The organism is Bradyrhizobium sp. BR14999, assembly GCF_056106085.1.
In genome coordinates this window covers 3,711,558-3,732,377 of sequence record NZ_CM148536.1, presented here as the reverse complement: position 1 = coordinate 3,732,377, position 20,820 = coordinate 3,711,558, and the positions used below count along the sequence as shown (strand labels likewise).

At 60.3% G+C, this 20,820-nt stretch carries 16 protein-coding genes and 1 pseudogene; 9 read left to right on the top strand and 8 right to left on the bottom strand.

What is annotated here, in order from left to right:
• Nucleotides 1-65: 65 nt before the first annotated feature.
• The 3 genes from ACR9YP_RS17190 to ACR9YP_RS17180 are packed head-to-tail and all read left to right on the top strand — an operon-like array spanning nt 66 to nt 2,645.
• A complete protein-coding gene (locus tag ACR9YP_RS17190; protein WP_474220500.1) occupies nt 66-821 on the top strand; it encodes an ABC transporter permease in 756 nt (251 codons plus the stop codon).
• Nucleotides 818-1,627 (top strand): ABC transporter ATP-binding protein, encoded by an 810-nt coding sequence (locus ACR9YP_RS17185; protein ID WP_091898285.1) that lies wholly within the window; start codon nt 818-820, stop codon nt 1,625-1,627. The genes ACR9YP_RS17190 and ACR9YP_RS17185 overlap by 4 nt, the downstream gene beginning before the upstream one ends.
• A 22-nt stretch (nt 1,628-1,649) precedes the next feature.
• Entirely contained in the window at nt 1,650-2,645 is a 996-nt protein-coding gene (locus tag ACR9YP_RS17180; protein ID WP_474220499.1) for an ABC transporter substrate-binding protein, read from the top strand.
• 2,770 nt (nt 2,646-5,415) lie between these two features.
• On the opposite strand, the gene ACR9YP_RS17175 is transcribed toward ACR9YP_RS17180, so the two are convergent.
• The 4 genes from ACR9YP_RS17175 to tnpA form a co-directional block, all read right to left on the bottom strand.
• Complete coding sequence (locus ACR9YP_RS17175) at nt 5,416-5,550, bottom strand: hypothetical protein (RefSeq protein WP_474220498.1); 135 nt, start codon at nt 5,548-5,550, stop codon at nt 5,416-5,418.
• A 277-nt stretch (nt 5,551-5,827) separates the two neighbouring features.
• A complete protein-coding gene (gene tnpC / locus ACR9YP_RS17170) occupies nt 5,828-7,417 on the bottom strand; it encodes an IS66 family transposase (protein WP_474221071.1) in 1,590 nt (529 codons plus the stop codon).
• Between the two features lie 69 nt (nt 7,418-7,486).
• The gene (gene tnpB / locus ACR9YP_RS17165; RefSeq protein WP_080134255.1) at nt 7,487-7,840 is read right to left on the bottom strand and encodes an IS66 family insertion sequence element accessory protein TnpB; all 354 of its coding nucleotides are present in this window, start codon (nt 7,838-7,840) and stop codon (nt 7,487-7,489) included.
• Nucleotides 7,837-8,259 carry an IS66-like element accessory protein TnpA gene (gene tnpA / locus ACR9YP_RS17160; protein ID WP_474219587.1) on the bottom strand — a complete coding sequence of 141 codons (423 nt, stop codon included), beginning with the start codon at nt 8,257-8,259 and terminating at the stop codon, nt 7,837-7,839. Before tnpA ends, tnpB begins: the two co-directional genes overlap by 4 nt.
• 1,578 nt (nt 8,260-9,837) lie before the next feature.
• Here tnpA and ACR9YP_RS17155 point away from each other — a divergent pair.
• Nucleotides 9,838-10,452 (top strand): LabA-like NYN domain-containing protein, encoded by a 615-nt coding sequence (locus tag ACR9YP_RS17155; protein ID WP_474220497.1) that lies wholly within the window; start codon nt 9,838-9,840, stop codon nt 10,450-10,452.
• A gap of 156 nt (nt 10,453-10,608) precedes the next feature.
• The gene (locus tag ACR9YP_RS17150; protein ID WP_474220496.1) at nt 10,609-11,022 is read left to right on the top strand and encodes a cupin domain-containing protein; all 414 of its coding nucleotides are present in this window, start codon (nt 10,609-10,611) and stop codon (nt 11,020-11,022) included.
• A gap of 149 nt (nt 11,023-11,171) precedes the next feature.
• On the opposite strand, the gene ltrA is transcribed toward ACR9YP_RS17150, so the two are convergent.
• On the bottom strand, nt 11,172-12,647 hold the full coding sequence (gene ltrA, locus ACR9YP_RS17145; protein ID WP_474220495.1) for a group II intron reverse transcriptase/maturase: 1,476 nt from the start codon (nt 12,645-12,647) through the stop codon (nt 11,172-11,174).
• A 432-nt stretch (nt 12,648-13,079) separates the two neighbouring features.
• On the opposite strand from ltrA, the pseudogene ACR9YP_RS17140 reads away from it, so the two are divergent.
• Nucleotides 13,080-14,495, top strand: a pseudogene (locus tag ACR9YP_RS17140) (IS1182 family transposase).
• A gap of 327 nt (nt 14,496-14,822) precedes the next feature.
• Here ACR9YP_RS17140 and ACR9YP_RS17135 read toward each other — a convergent pair.
• Both ACR9YP_RS17135 and ACR9YP_RS17130 read right to left on the bottom strand, forming a co-directional pair.
• A complete protein-coding gene (locus tag ACR9YP_RS17135; RefSeq protein WP_474220494.1) occupies nt 14,823-16,187 on the bottom strand; it encodes a HipA domain-containing protein in 1,365 nt (454 codons plus the stop codon).
• The gene (locus ACR9YP_RS17130; RefSeq protein ID WP_438106649.1) at nt 16,184-16,465 is read right to left on the bottom strand and encodes a helix-turn-helix transcriptional regulator; all 282 of its coding nucleotides are present in this window, start codon (nt 16,463-16,465) and stop codon (nt 16,184-16,186) included. Before ACR9YP_RS17130 ends, ACR9YP_RS17135 begins: the two co-directional genes overlap by 4 nt.
• Before the next feature lie 75 nt (nt 16,466-16,540).
• Between ACR9YP_RS17130 and ACR9YP_RS17125 the strand changes: the two genes are divergently transcribed.
• Nucleotides 16,541-16,783, top strand: coding sequence for a hypothetical protein (locus tag ACR9YP_RS17125; protein WP_474220493.1), 243 nt, complete (start codon nt 16,541-16,543; stop codon nt 16,781-16,783).
• A gap of 414 nt (nt 16,784-17,197) precedes the next feature.
• Here the strand turns inward: ACR9YP_RS17125 and ACR9YP_RS17120 are convergent, their stop codons facing one another.
• Nucleotides 17,198-17,599, bottom strand: a complete 402-nt coding sequence (locus tag ACR9YP_RS17120) for a hypothetical protein (protein ID WP_474220492.1) — start codon at nt 17,597-17,599, stop codon at nt 17,198-17,200.
• A gap of 2,034 nt (nt 17,600-19,633) precedes the next feature.
• On the opposite strand from ACR9YP_RS17120, the gene ACR9YP_RS17115 reads away from it, so the two are divergent.
• Nucleotides 19,634-19,855, top strand: coding sequence for a hypothetical protein (locus tag ACR9YP_RS17115; RefSeq protein WP_091898898.1), 222 nt, complete (start codon nt 19,634-19,636; stop codon nt 19,853-19,855).
• Nucleotides 19,856-19,867: 12 nt separating this feature from the next.
• The gene (locus tag ACR9YP_RS17110; RefSeq protein WP_438106645.1) at nt 19,868-20,290 is read left to right on the top strand and encodes a hypothetical protein; all 423 of its coding nucleotides are present in this window, start codon (nt 19,868-19,870) and stop codon (nt 20,288-20,290) included.
• Nucleotides 20,291-20,820: the final 530 nt, after the last annotated feature.

Sequence of the window (20,820 nt, the reverse complement as noted above, 5' to 3'; positions counted from 1 at the left end):
TATAATATGACCTTGGAAAACATCAACTGCAATCCGGGTGGACGCGTCGAATGGACGGAGCTGGCGTGAGACGCTTTGGTCTCGGATTGATCCCGTGGATCGGTGCGATCCTGCTCTGGTACGCCGTGCGTTGGAGCGGCTTCGTCAACGTCTCGCTAATCCCCGCGCCGCACCAGGTCGCCGCAAAATTCTTTGAGCTTCTCACCAGGGAAGGTCTGCTGATCGACGTCTTCGCCTCGACCAGGCGCGTCTTTCTCGGTGTCGCGCTCGGAATCCTCGCCGCGGTGCCGGTCGGCTTCCTGCTGGGATGGTACCGGCCGGCCCGCACCTTCGCCGACCCCATGATCAACTTCTTCCGCGCGCTGCCGCCGATCGCGCTGATCCCACTGGTGATCGTCTATTTCGGCGTCGACGAGGTCGCAAAACTCGTCATCCTGTTCTACGCCTCGTTCTTCTCCGGCGTGATCGTGATGTATGAGGGCGTCTCGCAGATCACGCCGCTCTACATCCGCGTGGCGCAGACGCTCGGTGCCAACCAGAGCGAGATTTTTCGCAAGGTGATCATTCCCCTCACCGTCCCGCACATCCTCACTGCGCTGCGCGTCGCGCTCGGGGTGGCCTGGGCGACGCTGGTCGCATCCGAGCTGATCGCGGCCCAGCGCGGGCTCGGCGCCATGATCCAGAATGCCTCGACATATTTCCTGCTCGACGTCATCTATGTCGGCATCATCTGCATCGGCCTGATCGCGCTGATCATGGACATGATCCTGCGCAAGATCACGGCGCGGCTGCTGGTCTGGCAGGACCGGGCGATCGCATGACCAAACGCGCGCAGTTCGACAAGGTTTCGCTCTCCTTCGAGACGCCGAAGGGCCGTCTCAACGTCGTCGAGGACGTCAGTTACGACATCAACGACGGCGACTTCATCGCGGTGATCGGGCCGTCCGGCTGCGGCAAGACCACGATGATGAGCATGCTCGCCGGCTTCCAGAAGCCGACGACGGGCAAGGTCCTGTTCGATGGCCGTCCCGTCGCCGGCCCCGGCCCCGAACGCGGCGTCATCTTCCAGGAGTACGGCGTATTCCCCTGGTTGACCGTGAAGCAAAACATCGCCTTCGGCCTGACGCTCAACGCCAACCATGTCGCAACCGCCGAGCGCGACGCGATCTGCGATCACTATCTTGCTCTGATGGGCCTGTCCGACTTCGCCAATTCCTATCCGAAACATCTGTCCGGCGGCATGCGGCAACGGCTTGCGATCGCGCGGGCCTATGCGGTGAAGCCGCAATTCCTCCTGATGGACGAGCCGTTCGGGGCGCTCGACGCCCAGACCCGCTCCAACATGCAGAACCTGCTGCTCAAGGTACTGGAGACCGAAGGCAAGACGGTCATGCTGATTACCCATTCCGTGGAAGAGGCGATCTACCTCGCATCCCGCATCGTGGTGGTGACCGCGCGGCCGGCGCGGATCCGGGAGATCATCGACGTGCCGTTCGCCTATCCGCGCGACGAGTCGATACAGGAGCGTCCGGAATTCGCCGAACTGCGAAGCCAAATCAGGCAACTCGTGATGGACGAATATCGCGCCCAGCAGGCGCAGATGCGTCCGGTCTCATTCTCGGAATAATCATAAAGCGGAGGAGCGACCTATGGATCGGCGACAATTTTTGACCATGACGGCAGGCCTTGCACTGGGGACCTTCACGGCCACGGCGCCTGCGATCGCGCAGGCGAAAACAAAGGTCCGCGTCGGCTATCTTCACACTGTCGCCGTTGACGGCCAGATCTGGACCGGCATGGACCGCGGCTCCTTCGAAAAGCAGGGCCTCGATCTCGAGCTGCGACAGTTCAACACCGGCCTGGAAATCTTCCAGGCGCTGATCGGCGGCAGCCTCGACGTGCTGGCAACCGGCGCCGTGCTCTCGAACTTCCCGGCCCGTGGCCAAGGCAAGGTCTTCCTCATCAACGACATCGAGGTAGCGACGGCGCAACTCTGGGTTCGCGGTGATCAGGGCATCAAATCGTTCGAGGATCTGAAGGGCAAGCGCATCGCGACCGCGACCGGCACAACGGCGCACGTATTCCTGGATACAGCGCTTCGTGCCAACAAGGTCGATCCCAAGGAGGTCGAACTGGTCAACCAGACCATGCCGGCCGCCGTGACCGCCTTCATTTCCGGCGCAGTGCCTGCCGTCGCGCTCTGGGTGCCCTTCAACGTGACAGTTCGCGACAAGGTGCCCGGCGCAGTCAAGCTCGCGGATGCGTCAGCCTATTATCCAAAGGCAGCGATCATCGGCGGCTGGGCGGCGGCTAACGATTACTACGAGCCAAACAAGGAAACACTGGCAAAGCTCATCAAGGGCTGGGCCGAGGCGAACGACTTCATCATCGCCAACAGCGCGGAGGCGATGGAGAAGCTCCAGAAGGGTCACTACAGCCAGACGCCGATGGCCGACATCAATGAGTCGTTCAAGGCTCAGAAGATGTTCACGTCCAAGGACTGGAAACGCATGTACTCGGATGGGACCGTCACCAACTGGCTACAACAATCGACAGATTTCTTCATGGCCAACGCAGGCATCAAGGACTTCACGCCGGCGAGCAAATACTTTGACCCGAGCCTCTATTTAAAGACTATCGCCTAGATATCAGGGGGCTGAGGGGATTTGTGTCCGCGCCGAACACCAACTGCGCGGCGCGCCCCAATTTTCTCGGGCTCTGCTGTCGTATCCTGCATCCGGCACGTGTTGCGCACCGGAGTTTAACACACTGTCCCTTCTGCACGCTCAACCGCGCTGCCGCACTCTGTTGTCCAGATAGCCATGGATTGCCGACCTCAGGTAGGCTATCCAAGGAGGGGGCAATTCCTCGTGACGCCGAGGGGGCAGTTTTCCATGGCGCGCGAGAATCGACTGTTAATCTAGCGAGCCAACAGTTCTAGGCAACCAGGCAACCTCACTCCTCCGGGTCAAACCTCGTCACAGGAGCGTTGTCGCCTCGGCTAAGCCTCCAGGTGTCGCAAGCTCTTCTTTCTTCACTAAGAGCCTCAGCGCGAGAATGTCATTGACTAGCCTGTGGAGTTGCCACAGCTCCTCCAAAGACATGCTCTGCAACCGCTCCCGTTCCTTGAATCCCCCGACTCACGCAGGAAGCTTGGAGCTACCAGACGCGGCCGGCAAACGAGACGTGGGTTGACCGTGGAAGGTTATCTACACCTAGCGTCTCGTCCTATTTTTCGGGAAGCTGACTGAACCGATCTCGACCGAGAGCGGCGCAACTCAGCTTGCGCCAATCGATTTCGCAGTACGCTCAATTCGGCAATCTGACTTTCGAGACGTGCGATAGTTTGGTGCAAAACGGTGGCGGTATGGGCAGTCCGATCAGATGTACTCATTACTACCTCAAATAACAGGACTGAAAATCCGAACCTTACATTGTAGCTAATCGTTATTACAAGACGAAATCTGCCTTAGAATCCTCGGTTTGACCGTTTTCAAAGGAACACAAGCGCTGGCGAACGTTTAAGTCGTGCCGGCTCGCAGCCCGAGCTGGCGGAGCGGCCCCGGCCCACCCCTCAACAGCCCCCTGGAGGCTGGGGCCGTCTCTCCAGATCCTTGGTATCAAACAGTCGCTCTGCAGCTCCAGCTGCCCTGCGACTATCACCTGAGTCCGCTAACTGAAGCGGCTTACTGTCTAATGCGGGGACACTCGCGCGGCGACACTGAATGCGGCCAGGCAGGCGGCGGCTAGGGACCGGAGCATTCTGGCGATTTGCCCCGATTCCGAGCGCGTTATTCCATGAAGTAAAAGCTCGTGATAGCGATTAATAATGCGCCACCAGCCACCGCGATCGCAAAACAAATGCGCCCGGGACCGAACGTATCGAAATGGGAGGTACGGACAACGCGCGTGAACCGGCGGGCCCCGGTTTCACCGGTTTCACCGCCCTACCCGCCGGCGGGAGGCGCTGGCGGTCGCTCTTCCCGAAAACCGCGCAAGCCCTGGCATATATGATCTCCGATCTGGTGAAATTGCTTGAAGCAATGGAGCACCTTGAGAGCCTGAGAGAGGTCCGGCTCGCCGAGCTCGCTCGCGTATTGCACTAAGGTTGGCGGGCTTGGGGCGCGTTCTCAGGGTGGTTCGGCACCTCCACCCGTAAATTTCCCAATATCGCTCGCATCGAGCTCATTCGATCATTTCGAAATGAGATCGTCGAAGCCAAAGGAATGGCCTGAGGCTGAGCGGAAGCGGCTTGCCTGGCTGGCGCGTCGTCGTGTCGTGGCGGAGATAGCGGCGGCGCTCGCTCGGCACACCGGATCCGTGAGGCGAATGGCGCGCGCAATGTGGCTTATTCTGAAAAAATAATCTGCCCACCTTCCAGCCTCATCCCTTGCCCTCCCGCAAGAAACGATGAACCGCATCGGCCGCCGCACCGCGATCTACCTTCTCATCCTGGTGATCAAAGCGGTGGCTTGGCAATTGGCCCACCGAGGTGCTTGCGCTCGCCCTTCGGTTGCGTCGCCGTTTGATTGCCATGGTCGGACGAGCGACCATGGTGGTGCACTGGCACGAATACGCAAGCGGCATTGAGAAGCAGCTCGGTCAGCTGAGGAAGGATCTTGCCCCCTTGTGTCAGGAAGAAAGAAGCTCGGCGAGTTGCGATCGACCGGCGTGCGCGACTTGTTCGCCTTCGGTCAGGACTATCGCTGTGGCCACAGGGTGAAGCTTTCGGCCATGGTGGTTGACGAGTGGCCGGACGATATCCGATTGTCGTAACTCGAGCCGCGGTTCATCTGTCAGGCGTGTGGCCAGCGCGGCGCCATCGTGCGCGTCGGCAGCGATGGGACAATGATGGCGGTTGGACGGCCCCGGACCGGGTAGAGAGGAATGTCGTGAGGCCGGGGCCGCTGGAGGTTGCCTGGTCCTCACGCTAGCAAAGCCCAGCGAGAACGAGCCCATCCTCATCATGGGCGATGATTTGCGGTCCCTCCACATGCGCAAAGCAAACTTGGAGCAGCTATTGGCGCGCCGGCCGGACGGGATCAGCGTGGCCCCTTTCGAGCGACGCGAGAACGGGCTGGACCTGTTCCGGGCCACCTGCCGGATGCGACTTGAGGGACTGGTTTCCAAGCATCGCGATCGGTACCGAGGTCGTCGGCAGAAGCACTGGATTAAGGTGAAGAGCCGAGGCCATCCCGCGATGGCACGCGAACTCTGACGATGACGGCCCCGGCCATGGGGTGGGTGTGGGAGGCCGGGGCCGTTGGGGTGCTTGGACCTTGGGGAGGATCAAGCACCTCCGAGCTTACTCACAGTCAAAGCGCCGTTATGTTCGTTTCCGGACATTGTCAGTACTCTTCCGGAGAGCACCGGTTTCGCGCGTGCGACCCGCCAACGCGAAAAGCTAAGACAGCCTTAGTTCATCATCTGGCGTAGCCGTCTGATGATCTCGCGCAGGTTAGCAGCGTACTCTTCAATAACCCGACGCGCCTCGTCCAGGGGCGACGGCTTGTCTTCCTTCCACTCGGTCTGTTTTTCGGGGTCAGGCATGGCCTGATGGACTGTCGCAGAGGGAAGCATCGCTTGAGCTAGATCAAGAGAACGGCGCCCCAACTGAGGCGGTCTTGAGCAAAGCGGGCCCGGTGTGCCTAGGAGGCCGGGCCCATAGCCTCAGCAACGGCTGCACCGTCTTCAGCTACCAGCCCCTTAAGTGTCAAAGAGAACATTCGTTCCTTCGGGAAATTAGAGCGCTTTTCAAATTCAACTTAGGTCACCGGGACTTAAACACGGACGGTACTTGGACGATGGTAAGCGCTTAGCCGGGACCCTATTGAGGCTGGCTTGACGTTTTGCGGAATCGCCACGGCATGAGGTCTTCGATCCTGCTATGGGGATGGCCGTCGATGATCGCCTCGAGTGTTTCAGCGATGTAGGCAGCCGGGTTGACGTCGTTGAGCTTGCAGGTGGCGACGAGCGACGCGAGCAAGGCCCAGTTTTCTGCCCCGATTTCATGACCGGCGAAGAGCGCATTTTTCCTGGTCAGGCAAACTGGCCGGATGGCGTTCTCGACCGGGTTGGTGTCGAGCTCGAGGCGCCCGTCTTCGAGGAAGCGGGTCAGCCCCTGCCAGTGATTCAGCGCATAGCGGATGTCTTCGGCAAGTGTCGAGCCGCTGGAGATCATCGACAGCTGCTTCTCGAACCACGTTTTCAAAGTGGCGACGAGAGCCAACGAATGCTCCTTTCGCGCGGCGAGCCGGATGTCCGGCGATGAGCCGCGCACCATGGCCTCGATGGCGTAAAGCTGTGCGATGTGCCGAACGGCGGCCTCGGCGATCGGCGATTTGCTGTTGCGGGCCAATTTGACGAAGCGCCGGCGCAAATGGCTCCAGCAATGCACGAGCGTCCACGGCCCTTGCGGTCGAGCGACTTCGGTCAGCCGGTCATAACCGTCATAGGCATCGCATTGCAGGAAGCGTCCGCCAAAGCCATCCAGGAACTGCTCCGCAAAGGCACCGCTGCGACCGGGGGCATATCGGAACAGCACGATCGGCGGACTTGGGCCGCTGTGGCCGCGGTCGTCGGAGGCGATCGCCCAGAAGTAGCCTTTCTTCGTTTGGCCGCGCCCGGGATCGAGTACCGGCGCCGTGGTTTCGTCCATGAACAGACGATCCGCCATGGCCAGGTGGCGGCGCATGTGGTCCGCGATGGGTTGAAGATGGAAGCAGGCGCGACCGGACCAGTTGCCCAGCGTTGCCCGATCAAGCCGGATGCCCTGGCGCGCATAGATCTCGGACTGGCGGTAAAACGGCGTATGGTCACCAAACTTGGAGACGATCACGTGCGCAATGGCCGCTTCGGTCGGCAGCCCGCTGGGTACGACGTGCTCCGGCGCGTGCGCCTGCACGACAGGGCCGGAGCAGCGGCGGCAGATGTATTTCGGGCGGCGCGTGACCAGCACCCGCCATTGCGCCGGGATCACGTCGAGGCGCTTGCTGACGTCCTCGCCGATCATCGTCATGGCGCCGCAACCGCACGGGCAGAGCGTGCTCGCAGGCTCGATGATCCGCTCCACCCGCGGCAAATGGGCAGGCAAGCAGCCGCGATTGCGATGAGAGCTTTGATCCGCCGCGTTTCGCGATCGGCCCTGGATGACCTTCTCGGCTCTCTCCTGCGCGGCCTCCAGGATGCCCTGCGCGATCTCCACGTCTTCGAGCGGCAAATGATACTGATCTGGTCGCAGCTTCTCGGATTTCGCGCCGAACTTGTCGCGTCGCAATTCGCCGAGAATGACCTCCAGCCGGCGTCGGGCTTCCTCCGACGCCGCCAGCGCCCCCTGATGCTCGCTCAAGGCCACCTGCGTTTGCGCCAAAAGCGCCTTCAGGCGTGCATTTTCGTCGCGCAGCGCCGCGATGCTCATGCTCCATTTCGAGCACATCGCCGCCGCGCGTGCCACGTTCAAAATAGCTTCCGAGTCATTCTGCCGCAGTTATCCAGCGACCTGCGGGCGCCGTGCTTCTTCCGGACGGACCAACCTCCAATCCAGCCCCTCGAACAAGGCCGCGAACATCGCCGGCGACATCCGCATCACGCCGTCCGCGATCGTTGGCCAAACGAACTTGCAACCTTCGAGGCGCTTGTGCACCAACACCAGGCCCGTTCGGTCCCAGACCAAAATCTTGATCCGGTCAGCTCGTTTCGATCGGAACACGAAGGCCGCGCCGCTGAACGGGTCGAGACGAAGCATCTCCTGCACCTTCGCCGCAAGCCCATCGTGGCCACAGCGGAAGTCGATCGGCCGCGTTGCAACGTAAATCTTCAGATCCGCACCAGCCGCGATCATCGTGACGCTCGCACCGCGCGGATCACTCGGGACAGCTGCTCGGCATCAATGGCCATATCCGTCCGCAGCACGACATCGCCGATCGCGATCTCAAGCTTGATCGCCGGCAACTGACGCTCCTCCAACGCACCTTCCACGACCAGCGGCGCGAATGTCGGCTGCGACGCCTCGCACGGCGGCAACATGCCTCGCTGTCGAAATCGCCGTCGCCAATCGTAGATCTGCCAGCGCGTCGCTCCGTGCTGGCGCGCCACCTCGGCCACCTGGGCACCGGGTAACAGACTCTCAGCGACGATCCGAGCTCTCTCAGCTTCCGAACGTACGCGGCGCCCCGATGGTCCTTCAAGAACCTCCAGCCGGCTCACCGAGCCCGCCGATGAGCCGTCCAAATGGACGTCCTTTTTGCTGTCTAATCCCATCTAAACCTCCGTCCAGCCGGAGGCTTCTTCGCACAGCTATCCCGACCCCGAAGCAAGGGCTCCGGCTAAGCGCTTACGGACGATGCGTGAGAACATTTCCTGAAGCGAGAACAAGGCGCCCGGCAGCTTGAACCAGGACAGGCCGCCCAACTAGGCGGCCCTACTCGGGGTCGAACGTCTCGATTTTGGTCGCGCCTTCCCAGAGCTCTACAGCGTGCCCGTCAACAAGCTGCTTGGCTCTTTCCCTTGCGGCTGCCTCGTCGTGCACATCGAGGTCAATCCGCAGTTCTATGTGTCGATCCGCACCAATTATGTAAGCTCGATATACGCCCTTGATTTTGCCCCAAAACAGCCGTTCCGAAGCCGGAACTATCTTGGAGCCGATCTAGAGTCGCGTCACCATGGGATTATTCACTTCGGGGACTGGGACCGCGATCTTTGAGCTTTCTCCGCCATCGCCAGCCACTCTTCCCCCAGCTTTAGCCAAGCCTCCTTATCGACCGGGCTTGTGGCCTTCTCTGCCTCATCGAGGCAGTCCTTCGCTTGACGGAAGTATCTCGCGGCGACGTCGCATTGCCGAATAATCCGCCCGCTTGAAGAAGGTGCCAAACGAAAGCCGCAGGCGCGGATCTGGAACAGCCCCTGCGGCCGGTGCCACGACGTTCCGCACGATCGGCGGGGCACGTCATTTTGCTAGCATAGAAGGCCCGCCAGCGTGAACCGGCGGTCACGTGTCACACACCTGTGGCATGGCCGTTGCACAATCGAGACCAACTGGGATTTCAGCACTCAGTTTGAGAAGAAAACGCTGCCGGGACCTGTATTTCGAGCCCGGCAGCGTTCTATTCTGAGACTAGTGACACAGCCGCTAGTGTAAAACGGCGGGCCTCGTTTTCACCGCCTTAGCCGCCGGCGGCGCGTTATCAGGCGCTGGCCTCGCGTTTTCTGTGCGTTTGGCTTCGACGATCATTTGCCCTGGCGAGTGTCAGGACGCAAATAGCGTCAGCATGCATCTCGACGGGACGACCTGGAAGCTCTCGGGGATTGGGCTACCGCCGAAAGCTGTGATCTCCTCCTCGGCCTGTTACCGTGGATTGAAATGCATCCTGACATTCGTGTGGATGGGAGGGCGCCGACGGCGCTGCCTTAGATCTCGTCGATTGCGATAAGGGGCTGTCAACAAAAACTGGAAAATGGCTCGGGCAGCCATGTATTGCGCCCGATGCCGGCTGCGCTCATTTCCTGCCAACAGAAGATTCCCGCATTGATCTGAGACAGACCACCGCCAAGTACGGCCGCGCCTTCTGATGGAGAATTCGAAGAGAGCAAATTCGCCAGACGTCATGACGCGACTAGCCTCAAAAAAGCTTCTAGAACGGACAGCAAAAATGACAAATTTGACAGAACAACTTTCGTCTACAGCACGAGTTCCGAGGCATGATCTCGAGCGCCTTGAGCCGACCCCATTTGGCGCACAGTATCCCCGGTGACTATCTGTATAAAGCGTCCGCCTGTTCGCGCTCGGCGGATAAATCCTTACACGTTCAATCCTTCATTTAGCTTCTGCAAACGGCACAAATGCCCTCTCCTTCCGACAAGATCGCGCTCTTCATCGACGGCGCCAATCTCTACGCGACGGCGAAAACTCTGGGCTTCGACATCGATTACAAGCGCCTGCTGAAGGAGTTTCAGAGCCGCGGAACGCTGCTTCGGGCGTTCTACTACACCGCCATCATCGAGGATCAGGAATACTCCTCGATTCGCCCGCTGATCGACTGGCTGGACTACAACGGCTACACCGTCGTCACCAAGGCGACCAAGGAATTCATCGACGCCTCCGGCCGCCGCAAGGTCAAGGGCAACATGGACATCGAGCTTGCCGTCGACGCCATGGAGCTCGCCGAGCATATCGACCAGATGGTGCTGTTCTCGGGTGACGGCGACTTCCGCTCCCTGGTCGAGGCCGTCCAGCGCCGCGGCGTGCGGGTCACCGTGGTCTCCACCATGGCCAGCCAGCCACCGATGATCGCCGACGAGCTGCGCCGCCAGGCCGACGTCTTCACCGACCTCGTCGAGCTGCAATCCAAGCTCGGCCGCGACCCGTCCGAACGCCCCGCCCCGCGTGATCGCGAGCCGCGGGGCCGCCTGCCGAAGTTCTTACAAGAGCCGAAAGGGAATGACCCACCGGAATGAAACGGTGCCGCTGCGTCGGGTCACATGTGCGAAGGATTAGGACGGGCCTCGCTTGTTCACTCCTCAATTCTGGACGACTATTGTGCAAGTACTTTGCTAATTGCCTTTTTGCAATAATCCGTGCGGGCGGGCTTCTTTGTTCGAAGGGAGGACGTCATGAAATCAGGCAACATCGTTTTTGCTTTGCTATCATTGGCAATTGTCCTTGGATGCCCAATTGTTGCCTCTTCCGAGGATGCTCCTCAGGACAACAAGGGATTTACGGCGAGCAAGACAACCGTTGTTGACCTGGGTCCTGAAATTGAGGGAATGACGGGGCGACAACTACGACTGCGATTGCTCACTATTGAACCGGGAGGTCATATCGGATTGCACAGTCACAAGGACAGGCCCGCCGTAGTTTACTTCCTCAAGGGGCACGATACGGTCTCCCTTGCGGACGGCACGTCGAAGACCTTTGGTCCGGGAGATACGTCTTCTGCTACAAAAGACACTACTCATTGGCATCATAACGACGGTAAGGAGCCCGTCACTTTGATAGCAGTCGACATCTTCAAACCCGCCAACTGACTTCAGAACGGATTTGACGAGTGGTTGATTGAGGTGGCCGTTTGCTGCGATGCATTCGTCGGGTCTTGGTCCAGGATCGCGGTAGGGATGCCCATTGCTGGACACCCCCCGCACAGAATCCGGACAAGCCCGATTCGAGCATCCGGCTCTTACCTCGGGTGTTTAACGGCGAAGCGCCGGTCGGGCCATGGATGAAGGATGCGCGGCGCGGGAAGCCAGTCGGCGACCAACTTCGTCATTCGCTCCCACGTGAAGCCGTCTTTCTGGCTGCGCCGCCGAAGCGTGCGGCGCCAGAGGTCGGCCACGTAATGCCGGAACGCTGAGAGCGCCCGACTATTTGTGGGCACGGCATAATAGGCGAAGTGACCTGTAACGACTTGCCTCAGCCAGTGTCCCTGAGACGGGATAGGCTGATGCATTCTTTGCCGCAGCTCCGCCTTGATTTCCTGCAGCTTCGCCCGCATGCGGTCGCGCCGGGTCTTCCGCTGTAGTTGGAAGGCACCCCGTCGAGATTTCCCGCAGATGAAGGTGAAGCCCAAGAACGCGAAGGTCTCCGGTCTACTGATGCCACGCTTCTTGCGCTCGACTGCCGCATGGCGTCCGAACTCAATCAAGCGGGTCTTGCCCGGATGGAGCGACAGCGAGAATGCCCCGAACCGCTCACGCAGTGCATCAAGGAATCGACGGGAGTCGTCCTCATGCTCGAAGCCTGCGACCAGATCATCTGCATAGCGCACGACGATCATGCCGCCGCGGGCCTCTTGCCGTCGCCAGCGATCGGCCCACAGGTCGAACACGTAGTGCAGGTAGATGTTGGCGAGGAGTGGTGAGATCACCGAACCTTGGCCAGTCCCACTGTCAGCTACGGATACGATCCCGTCTTCGAGGATGCCCGCCTTGAGCCATTTACGGATCAGACGGATGATGCGCTTGTCGCCGATGCGGTGCTCCAGGAAGCGGATCAACCAGTCATGGTTGACGCTGCCAAAGAAGTCCCGGATGTCGGCGTCAAGTATGTGGTTCACCTTCCGGCTGGTGACCGCCACCGCCAAGGCGTCCAGCGCATCGTGCGGCCCTCGTCCAGGTCGGAACCCGTACGAGAACCCGAGGAAATCCTCCTCGTAGATGGCGTTGAGCACCATGGCGCAAGCGCCCTGGACGATCTTGTCCTCCAGGGCCGCGATCGCCAGCGGCCGTTGTCGGCCATCCGCCTTCGGTATGTATGTCCGACGCGATGGATGAGGCCGATACGCTCCTCGGTGGACTCTTCCGTGGAGATCCTCGAGATTGCGCTCAAGGTTCACTTCGTAGTCCTGCCAGGTCACCCCATCGACTCCAGCGGCAGCTTTGCGTTTGAGCGCGTAGAATGCCACCTGGAGCGTGTCGACGTTGACCTGATGGAGAAGCGCGGTGAACCGCTCCTTCTTCCTTTGCCTTGCGGCTTGCCGTACGCGGCTCAGCGCCTGGGTCACGCGCGCCCGGGTCTGCGTCCGGTGCGTGCTTTGCTGATCCGCATTCCACTTGGTCCCTGCCCTTTGCTCCGCCGCCTCCGCCGCCGGTGGCCCGGCTTTGTTCGGCGACTTCCCAGCTACTACGGCAGAGTCAGACTTCTCCGGATCGTGCATCGACGGCTACGGCTCCTCGCCTTCCCGTCGCGGACCGTCTACCCAGAGGGGCTTTCGGCCAACCCGGAGACCTCCCGGTTCCCGTGCAGGGAGCGTGCGTGCATGCCAAGTTCTTCGACCACGCCGGGTTACCCAAGCGCTTGCGATGACGCTCTTGAGCATGTTGCCTTCCGCTACACAGACAGCGTCGGCACCCGGGATCACTTTTCTATCGCGGCTCAATGGTTGGCCTGCACGTCCCCCTACCGACGCTTCGCCGACATCCTCGCGGATACCTGCGCACGGCTCGGGGTCGATGCGGTTCGCTATTCCTTCATCGTAGTGGACTTGCACCACCTACTCCTTGCCGGTCTCCCGGCGCACCTGTGTGAAAAGGCTCTGTTTGCTGTGATTCGGGCGATAAGATTCCCGCACGATTTTGCGGGGCATCTGATGAAGCGCTTTGTTGAAGGGTTGGATCGGGGGCAGAGCACGCTGTTTCCGTCGTCGCTCGATGACTATGTGAGCGGGGATAATCCGGTCCGAGCGGTCGACATATTCGTCGACGGTCTCGATCTGGATAAGCTCGGCTTCGTTGGCGTCCAGCCACTCGATATCGGCCGACCCAGCTATCACCCCGCTGTTATGCTCAAGCTCTACATCTACGGCTACCTCAATCGCGTGCCGTCGAGCCGACGGCTGGAGCGGGAATGCCAGCGCAATATCGAGATGATCTGGTTGACCGGGCAGCTGGCGCCGGACTTCAAGACCATTTGCGGACTTCCGCAAGGACAATGGCAAGGCCATTCGTGAGGTCTGTCGCGAGTTCGTCGCACTGTGCCGCAAGCTTGATCTGTTCAGTGCAGCAAGCGTCGCCATTGACGGGTCAAAGTTCGAGGCTGTCAATGCGCGGGACAAGAACTTTACCGAGGCCAAGATGAAGCGGCGTCTTGAGCGGATCGATGAGAGCATCGCAGCTCGAGACCGCTGATCGGCATGGCGACGCGGTGCCGGAGGCGAAGGTTGAGCGGTTAAAGGGCAAGATCGAGAAGCTCAAGGAGTAGATCATCCGGCTCAACACGATCAACGCGGAGATGATAATGAGTGAGGACAAGCAGATCTCGCTGACCGATCCTGACGCGCGCTCGATGGCGACAAGTGGCAGGGACACCGGGATCGTTGGCTACAACGTGCAGATTGCAGTTGATACGCAGCATCATCTCATTGTGGCTCACGAGGTGACCAACGTGGGCAGCGATCGACACCAACTCGCCAACATGGCCAGGCAGGCTCGCGACGAGATGGCTGTCGAGACTCTCGAAGTCGTGGCAGATCGCGGCTATTACGATGGCGAGGAGATCAGGGCCTACGAGGAAGCCGACATCACGGTGACGTTGCCGAAGCCGATGACTTCGGGCTGCTGGCCGCTTCGGCAAACAGGACTTCGTCTATGTCGCCGCCAATGATGTTTATCGCTGTCCCGCCGGCGAGCGGCTAACTTATCACTATACGAACGTAGAGGACGGAAAGACACTGCGCCGATATTGGACAAGCACCTGCAAGACCTGCGCGCTAAGAGCTCAGTGCACGACAGGTCCCGAGCGCCGCATCTCACGCTGGGAGCATGAGGCCGTTCTGGAAAAAGTTCAGGATCGGCTCGACCACAACCCCAATGCAATGGGTGTCCGCCGTCAGACAGCGGAGCATCCGTTCGGCACGATGAAGTGTTGGATGGGAGCAACGCACTTTCTCACGAAAAAGCTGCCAAAGGTGGCCCCCGAGATGGCGCTCAACGTGCTCGCCTACAACATGAAGCGCGTGATGATGCTCGTGCGCGTAGGCGGATTGCTGGAGGCGATGCAGGCGTGAGGCCGGCCTCTGCACGACCAAATCAGCGCCTGCACGAAGCTCCTGGTTGCCACCGAGATGACAGGAGGTCGATTCCACCGAATAGAAGCTCGGCGGCCGCAATGCACCGGAGCTCCCCAAGTTGCCGGATTTTCACACGGCCTGGGCCCGTAGCTGACGATCCTATCGCCATCCTGGATGCCGGCTCTTTGAGGTAAAGCGGACAAAAGTCCGATCGATCGACGCTCGTCCTTGGACGGACAATTTGAAATACGTAAAGCCCCGCCATCGCTGGCGGGGCTTTACGTATTTCAGACTAACTGCACCGTCGCGATGCAGTTCAAATGTTCAGGCGAACCCCGGTGGACGCGTGGCGGCCTCGTGGTCCGGGTCCTCTTCGGGCTCGTCCCTGGCGTCGCTTTTCAGATTCCGCAGCATGTCGCGGCAATAGCCGGCGATGTAGTCCGAGATTTTCTGGTAGACCGGCGACGTCTTCAACGCGTTCAACTCTTCGACGACGGACGGCAGCGCATCGAGGACAGCCTGAGACAATTCGGCGACGCGGCGCCTTACCTGCGCGCCGGAAAGCTGGTTTTCCTCCGCCATCCGATCCCAATGTCGGGCGTAGATGTAGTGACCGCGGTTCTTGCCAGCGATCTTCATCGCCAGGTTTCGCGTGACGTCCGGATAGATGTCGCCGGTCATGACGTCGTAGAGCGGTGCCATGAAGACGGCGCCGCCCGACTGCAGCAGCAGCGAATAGTTCTTCGAGTGCGCATCGACGTTTCCGCAGAGAACGTTGAAGACAAAGAAATCGACGAAGCGGGCGGCGTTGAAGGCACCTGCCTGGGTGTTCCGCAGGACGTCGAAGCAGTCTTTCAGGGTCGGCCCACGCAGCTTGGTCGCCGGATTGGATTCGTATTTCGTCGACGGGATGTGCCCCGTGGCCTGGCAGAAATCCTCCTGATGAATTCTGCGGAGGCTACGCCCGTGGGGCTCGCGGTCGTAGCGCTTCACCAGCAGGTAATCGAGACCCTCCGCATTTCCGATCGTGCATTCGGCGACGGGCAGCTTCACCTTGGCCGCCAAGCGAAGGCAGAAGGCCTCGTTCTCGACGGCGTTGCAGAAGTGCTTGTTGGCCGGCTTGAGGATATGCGTCGTCGGCGCGCCGTCGAGCGCGAGGCCGATGTCGCCGTCCGGATACTGAACCACAGGAAGCTTGTCCTGCGCGCCGGCCACAGACATGTGGATGCCCTCCTCGCCAACGAGAAGTGGCTTCTCCGGAAGACGAAGGATGGCCGCGGCGAGTTCGGCTTCCGTCAGTCGCTTATAGCGCGGCGTGCGCTTCGGCCGCTGGTCCGCGGGGCGATGGACTTCGAGCGCGCCCGGAAGGTCCTCTCCCAACTCCTCGAGGAGCGCGAACACGTTCGCCTCCGGAATCTTGAGAATGGTGCCCACCGTCCGCAGCATCCGGCCTTCTGGCAGCAGGTTCAAAAACCATCGGTACACGACGTCCGGCTCGTGAACGCCTTGCGCGAGCGGCATGCGGGTCGAGACGGCGAACGCGTGGGGGTCCTTCGCCCACGCTTCATCGTAGACGAACTCGATGTCCTGGATCTCTTCTGAACGCCGGCGCAGCAGCCCGACGAGCTTGTTGCCGTACCGGACTTCCAGGGTCTCGCCAGTGCCGCCGGCTTTTGACTTGCTGGTCATGGCGACGGCGTGAAGTTGTCGGGGTCGAAAGTTTGGGATTCCTCGCTGGCCGGCCGAGCCGCTGGCACTGGGCTCATTTCCGCCGTCAGCCGGATGCCGAGCGCCTGCAGCAGGCGGAGGACCAAACCGAGCTGGCTTGTCTCCTTGCCATTCTCGACGTCGACGATAAAGCGGACGCCGACGTTTGCCGCCAAGGCAAGATCCTGCTGCCGAAGACCTAAGGAGGTCCGCCGGTTCCGAATCGTCGCGCCGAGCTCTGAGGTGGTCGTGATGGCCATGTCGATTTTCCCGAACGGGAATGTTAACCTGAAAAGTACCCCAAAAGCAAGTTAATTTCCCGAGCGGGAAAATCAATGGTCAGAAACGGTTTCCTGGCAATGGAATTTCCCAATCGGGAAAATATCTCCGCTCAGGAACACCCCGATGGTCAAGTTTACTCTCGGGAAATCCGGTCCGCGGTCACCAACAACTCAAGGAAGCGGCTGACCGCCGCGATCATCGGAGTATCGCGCTTCTTGCGTGATGATCTTGATCACGCGCCTGTGCTTTTCTTCACCCATCCGGACCTCTCGCCGTTCACTGAGCCGGCGCACTGAACAGTTTACCAGCGGGCCAAGGTCAGCCGTAGCGGCCGGAAATTGAGGAGCCGAGAAGAAATCACGCGCTCCGGCGGGTTTCTTGATCATCTACTGTGCCCGAAATCGCGGATTGTCTGTTGAAACTCTGCGATGTCGCGTCTTGCGCAACTGCCCCTCCATAGTTGCGCAAAACAAAGAACCCGGCCGTCGCCGGCGCGGTCTGAGCTCTACGGCACTACCTACTTTGAAGCGATTAGGGGACCGACTTGTAGGGGACCAACACTGCCCATGGCCGCAGTCACCTCAAGCGCAAACGGCGATGCGCGCGGTCTAACGTGTGTCATAGACGTCCTTCCAAAGGCAAAGCGGAACTTACCCCGAATCGAGCATGATCGGCGGCTTGTGACCCTGTCTGTTTGAAAACGCTGGCTGCTATGAGGCGCTTCGTTGAAGAGGCGGATCGTGGGGCAGCGGACGCTGTTGCCCGAATGCCTCTATGATTTCATTGACGAGAGCAACCCCGTTCGCGTGATCGACGCGTTTGTCGAGGCACTCGATTTGGCTGATGAGCTTTGAGGGTGTGCGGAGCCGGCGGTGAACCGGACAGCCCGGAATACGGATGAGGCCCTGCATGGCCGGTCCTCGGGTCTGGATGGCAACATTGATGTGCTGCGCTGTTCGGACGGACAGCCGCTCCGATCGGAAATCGATCCTCTGCCATTGATCGCGATCTGCTGAAGCGTGACCCATGTACCGAGGTCCTGTCGCCGGATCGATGGCGGCTTGGATCGGCAAGGTCATCGCCGGTGCGACGAGAAGGAGGCCGGCAATCACCTGTATGCTCTGACGAGACCAGAATCGCGCGCGAGGACTGTCGATTCGCAGATCTTCGCAACAACATCGCTTTGGCCGTTTCACACACGCCTCTTGAGCCCGATCCATCAACAAGTGGATCGCTGCCCCGTTGACTGCACCAGCTTTGTCGGCGCCTTGAGCTACTTCAATCGGAGGATTTCCACATTGGGAGGCGAGAGCTTCCAAGCCGACGCATTTCCCAGCCTGATTGCGATAGGCGGTCTCGTGACAATCCGTTTCGGGCTAATGCGGTCTCTGGTTGTTCTCAGGAAGCCGGACCTTCTCTCTCAGCCCCTCAAGGTCGTCCATTGCTTTAAGCAATCTCACCAGATCGGAGACCATGTGTGTCAGAGTGGGCTTGCGCGGCGTTGGGACTCGAGATTTCTGTTTCATCGCGAAACGGCTCCCTGCCAGGATCGACGGAAGATACGCTGGATTGGCAAGGACCGTGCCAGCGGAGTGCACCCGGAATTTCATGCCAGAGAGCGCCGGAGGACGAGCGCAAGGGCTACCGGCCGGCGACCGCCTCCATCCATAAAAACTGACGCGGGATTTGGCCCCAAGCTTTTGAGAGAAGGAGCGCATGCGCGGCGGCGATCAGGGTGAGACGCGCTCTCATCCTGATTGTCGCGCTATAGAGCGCAGATAGCTCGTAAGTGGCACCTGTATCCGCTCAAAGCGATGTTTGGGGGCTGCATCAACCAGACCTAACTCCACCAGCCGCGCGACGAGTTCGTGACGAACATTGGAGTGCTGATCCACGGTTCGGAAGACAGCTGCTTTAAGAACGCGCGCTCGATCTCGATTAGATCCACGTTCGCTTCTCTAGGAACAACTCTACGGGCATAGTGCCGTTCCGCTTCAGGAAGGGGACGAACCCATCAGGTGGGACCGAAAGCGCTTACAAGCCCGATCACTATGGGGACAAGCCCGACGACGATCCATAGGACAGGTGAGCCGGAGGACAGGCCGGCAGCAATGATCCAGACGCCGAAGAGGACGATGAATATCGAGATCGCATAAGCAACCTCTCTGTTCATAGGCGAACCGCGGGTTTCGTCGCCATTCGACGCCGGGCGGGGCTAAACGTTCCTGGGCGAGCGCCTCCCGAGGGACTACAGCGGGCCCGCAAATGTGAACCGGCACCTCTCGGAGTGACCCGAGAAGCTGCAAGCGATCGGAACGGCATCCGGAAATGCAACGGCCCCAGCGAACGACGCCGGGGCCGTTTTATTTAGTCGGCAAGCGGAACGACTTTCCCGATGCCGAGTCGAATCTAAGCTCCCGACCAGTCCCCAAGTCAAAAGCCCCCGTCGGGAGCAAACCTTCCCCAAGGTTGGCGACCTCGGACCCCAAACCGAGGTCGTTTGTGCGGATACCAATAGAAAAAGGCCGCCCGAAGGCGACCGTCCACCAAAGTACTTGCGATGCTGCGGCTGGCGTTCGTTCCTGCAAGCCGTCAATGAACACAGGTGGGCCGCCTCTTGCTCCCTTTGCCTTCCCCCGCCGCACTAAGCCTGGTGCCGGTTGCCGCATCGGCAGATGCGATGGCGGGGCCTCGGCGCGATCTGACCACACGTCCAGCGGGCAATCAGGAAAGTTCATCTGTTTACTCGAAAAAGGCCAACGAACGGCGCTCAAGCAAACAGACCGCGAAGGCAGCACGGGAAACGGTCGGCGCCGGCCATCACGCCCCTCGACATAGCAGGCAGCGCACAGCCTGGGCGTTTCGCAAATGCAAACGGGGGTATGTCCACATCGCCGCGCTGCTTCATAGGTGCGCGCCAGGATCATTTACTATTATCGCAAGGTCAGCGTCGAGGTGCTCCTGCCTGGCGCCGTGACTCGGCAACGCGCGACAATGGTTCTGCGTCTTTCTTATTATCCGGCCAAGATCAGCTCGGGGCCTTATGTCCGAAAGTTCGCGACCGCAACTTCTCCTCTTGAACCACCACAGCATCAGTCGGATACTTAGTCAGGTCCCTGGCCCTCAGCATTCCGAGGAGGAAGATCATGGCAATCCAGATCGTGATGGACCGTACCGGCGACAGCCATCACCCATTCAATCCTGACGACGCACGAGAGCTGGCGAACGCGCAGCGGCGCTTCTACGCGCTCACAGATGGCGGTTTCACGGCGGCGGTCCGGACGGGCCCGGGTCAGGTCACGCAGATCCGCTCATTCGATCCGACCGCTGAGGAAACCGTCTTCTTCCCTAGACTGGTCGGGGGTTGATCACCCCGCGCTATGTTGGGCTTCAGCCCATCTCGCCCGCGTGAACGCTCGCGCAAGAGAGCTATCCGCGCGCTCTTCATCCGATTGGGCGCCGAAAGAACGCCGGAGGGCCGCTCGCTGCGGCTCTTGCGCGAGTGGCTATCGCCGGCGCAATCGGCGCAGTTCGCGGCACAAGGCTATTTCGAGGTGATCGGCGGGGACACCGGCAAGCAGTACAGGATCTACGCGGGCAGAGGGGCGAATGTCTGCGAGGTCGACGAAAGGGGAGGTCCGACGGTCGGGCTGTGTTTCCTGCCGCGGGGCGAACTGCCAATCGGAGACGTCATGCTCTCCCAGAAGATTGCGCTGGAAAGCTGCGAAAGCCGCGCCCTTGAGGTCTCCAGAAAATTCGTTCCGACTGGTTTTATGTTCCGGCGGAATCGCCTTCTGGGTTGAGCTGCGAACGTGATCGGGCTTGGATAAATCAGCTGAATCACGGGCAATCGCGCCTGCTCAGCTATGTCAACCATCCCGGAAATCTCGAGCCCCGCTGGACGCTCGCAGTCATCGCGCTATCGCAACGAATACCGCAATCGGACCGCCTGTCTGTGGGGCCCCGATCGCGATGCAAGCCGAGAGCACGCTCGGATCTAAGGCGTCACACTTCGTGTGACGCAACACAGCAAACCATGGGTCGCCCCCTGTGCGTATTCGTGCACCACTAGCAGATCGGTTTCCCCTCGCTGTCGCAATGATAATGCGGCTTGTTTCTGGACCGCTCGTTGCAATGCTGGCGGATTTGCTCGGGTCATTGCGCCTCGTGCTCGCAGGCCGCGCTGCCTTGGCGGCTTCGGCAGCCGTCGCACTGTTTGGCGCTGAAGCGTTCTGGTTGTTGCTGGTTGTTACCCTCATTCAGGCTGCCGCTCTCGCCCCTACCACCTCGATAGCTGGTGCGTTGTCGGTCAATACGGCGAGGCCCTGAAGAC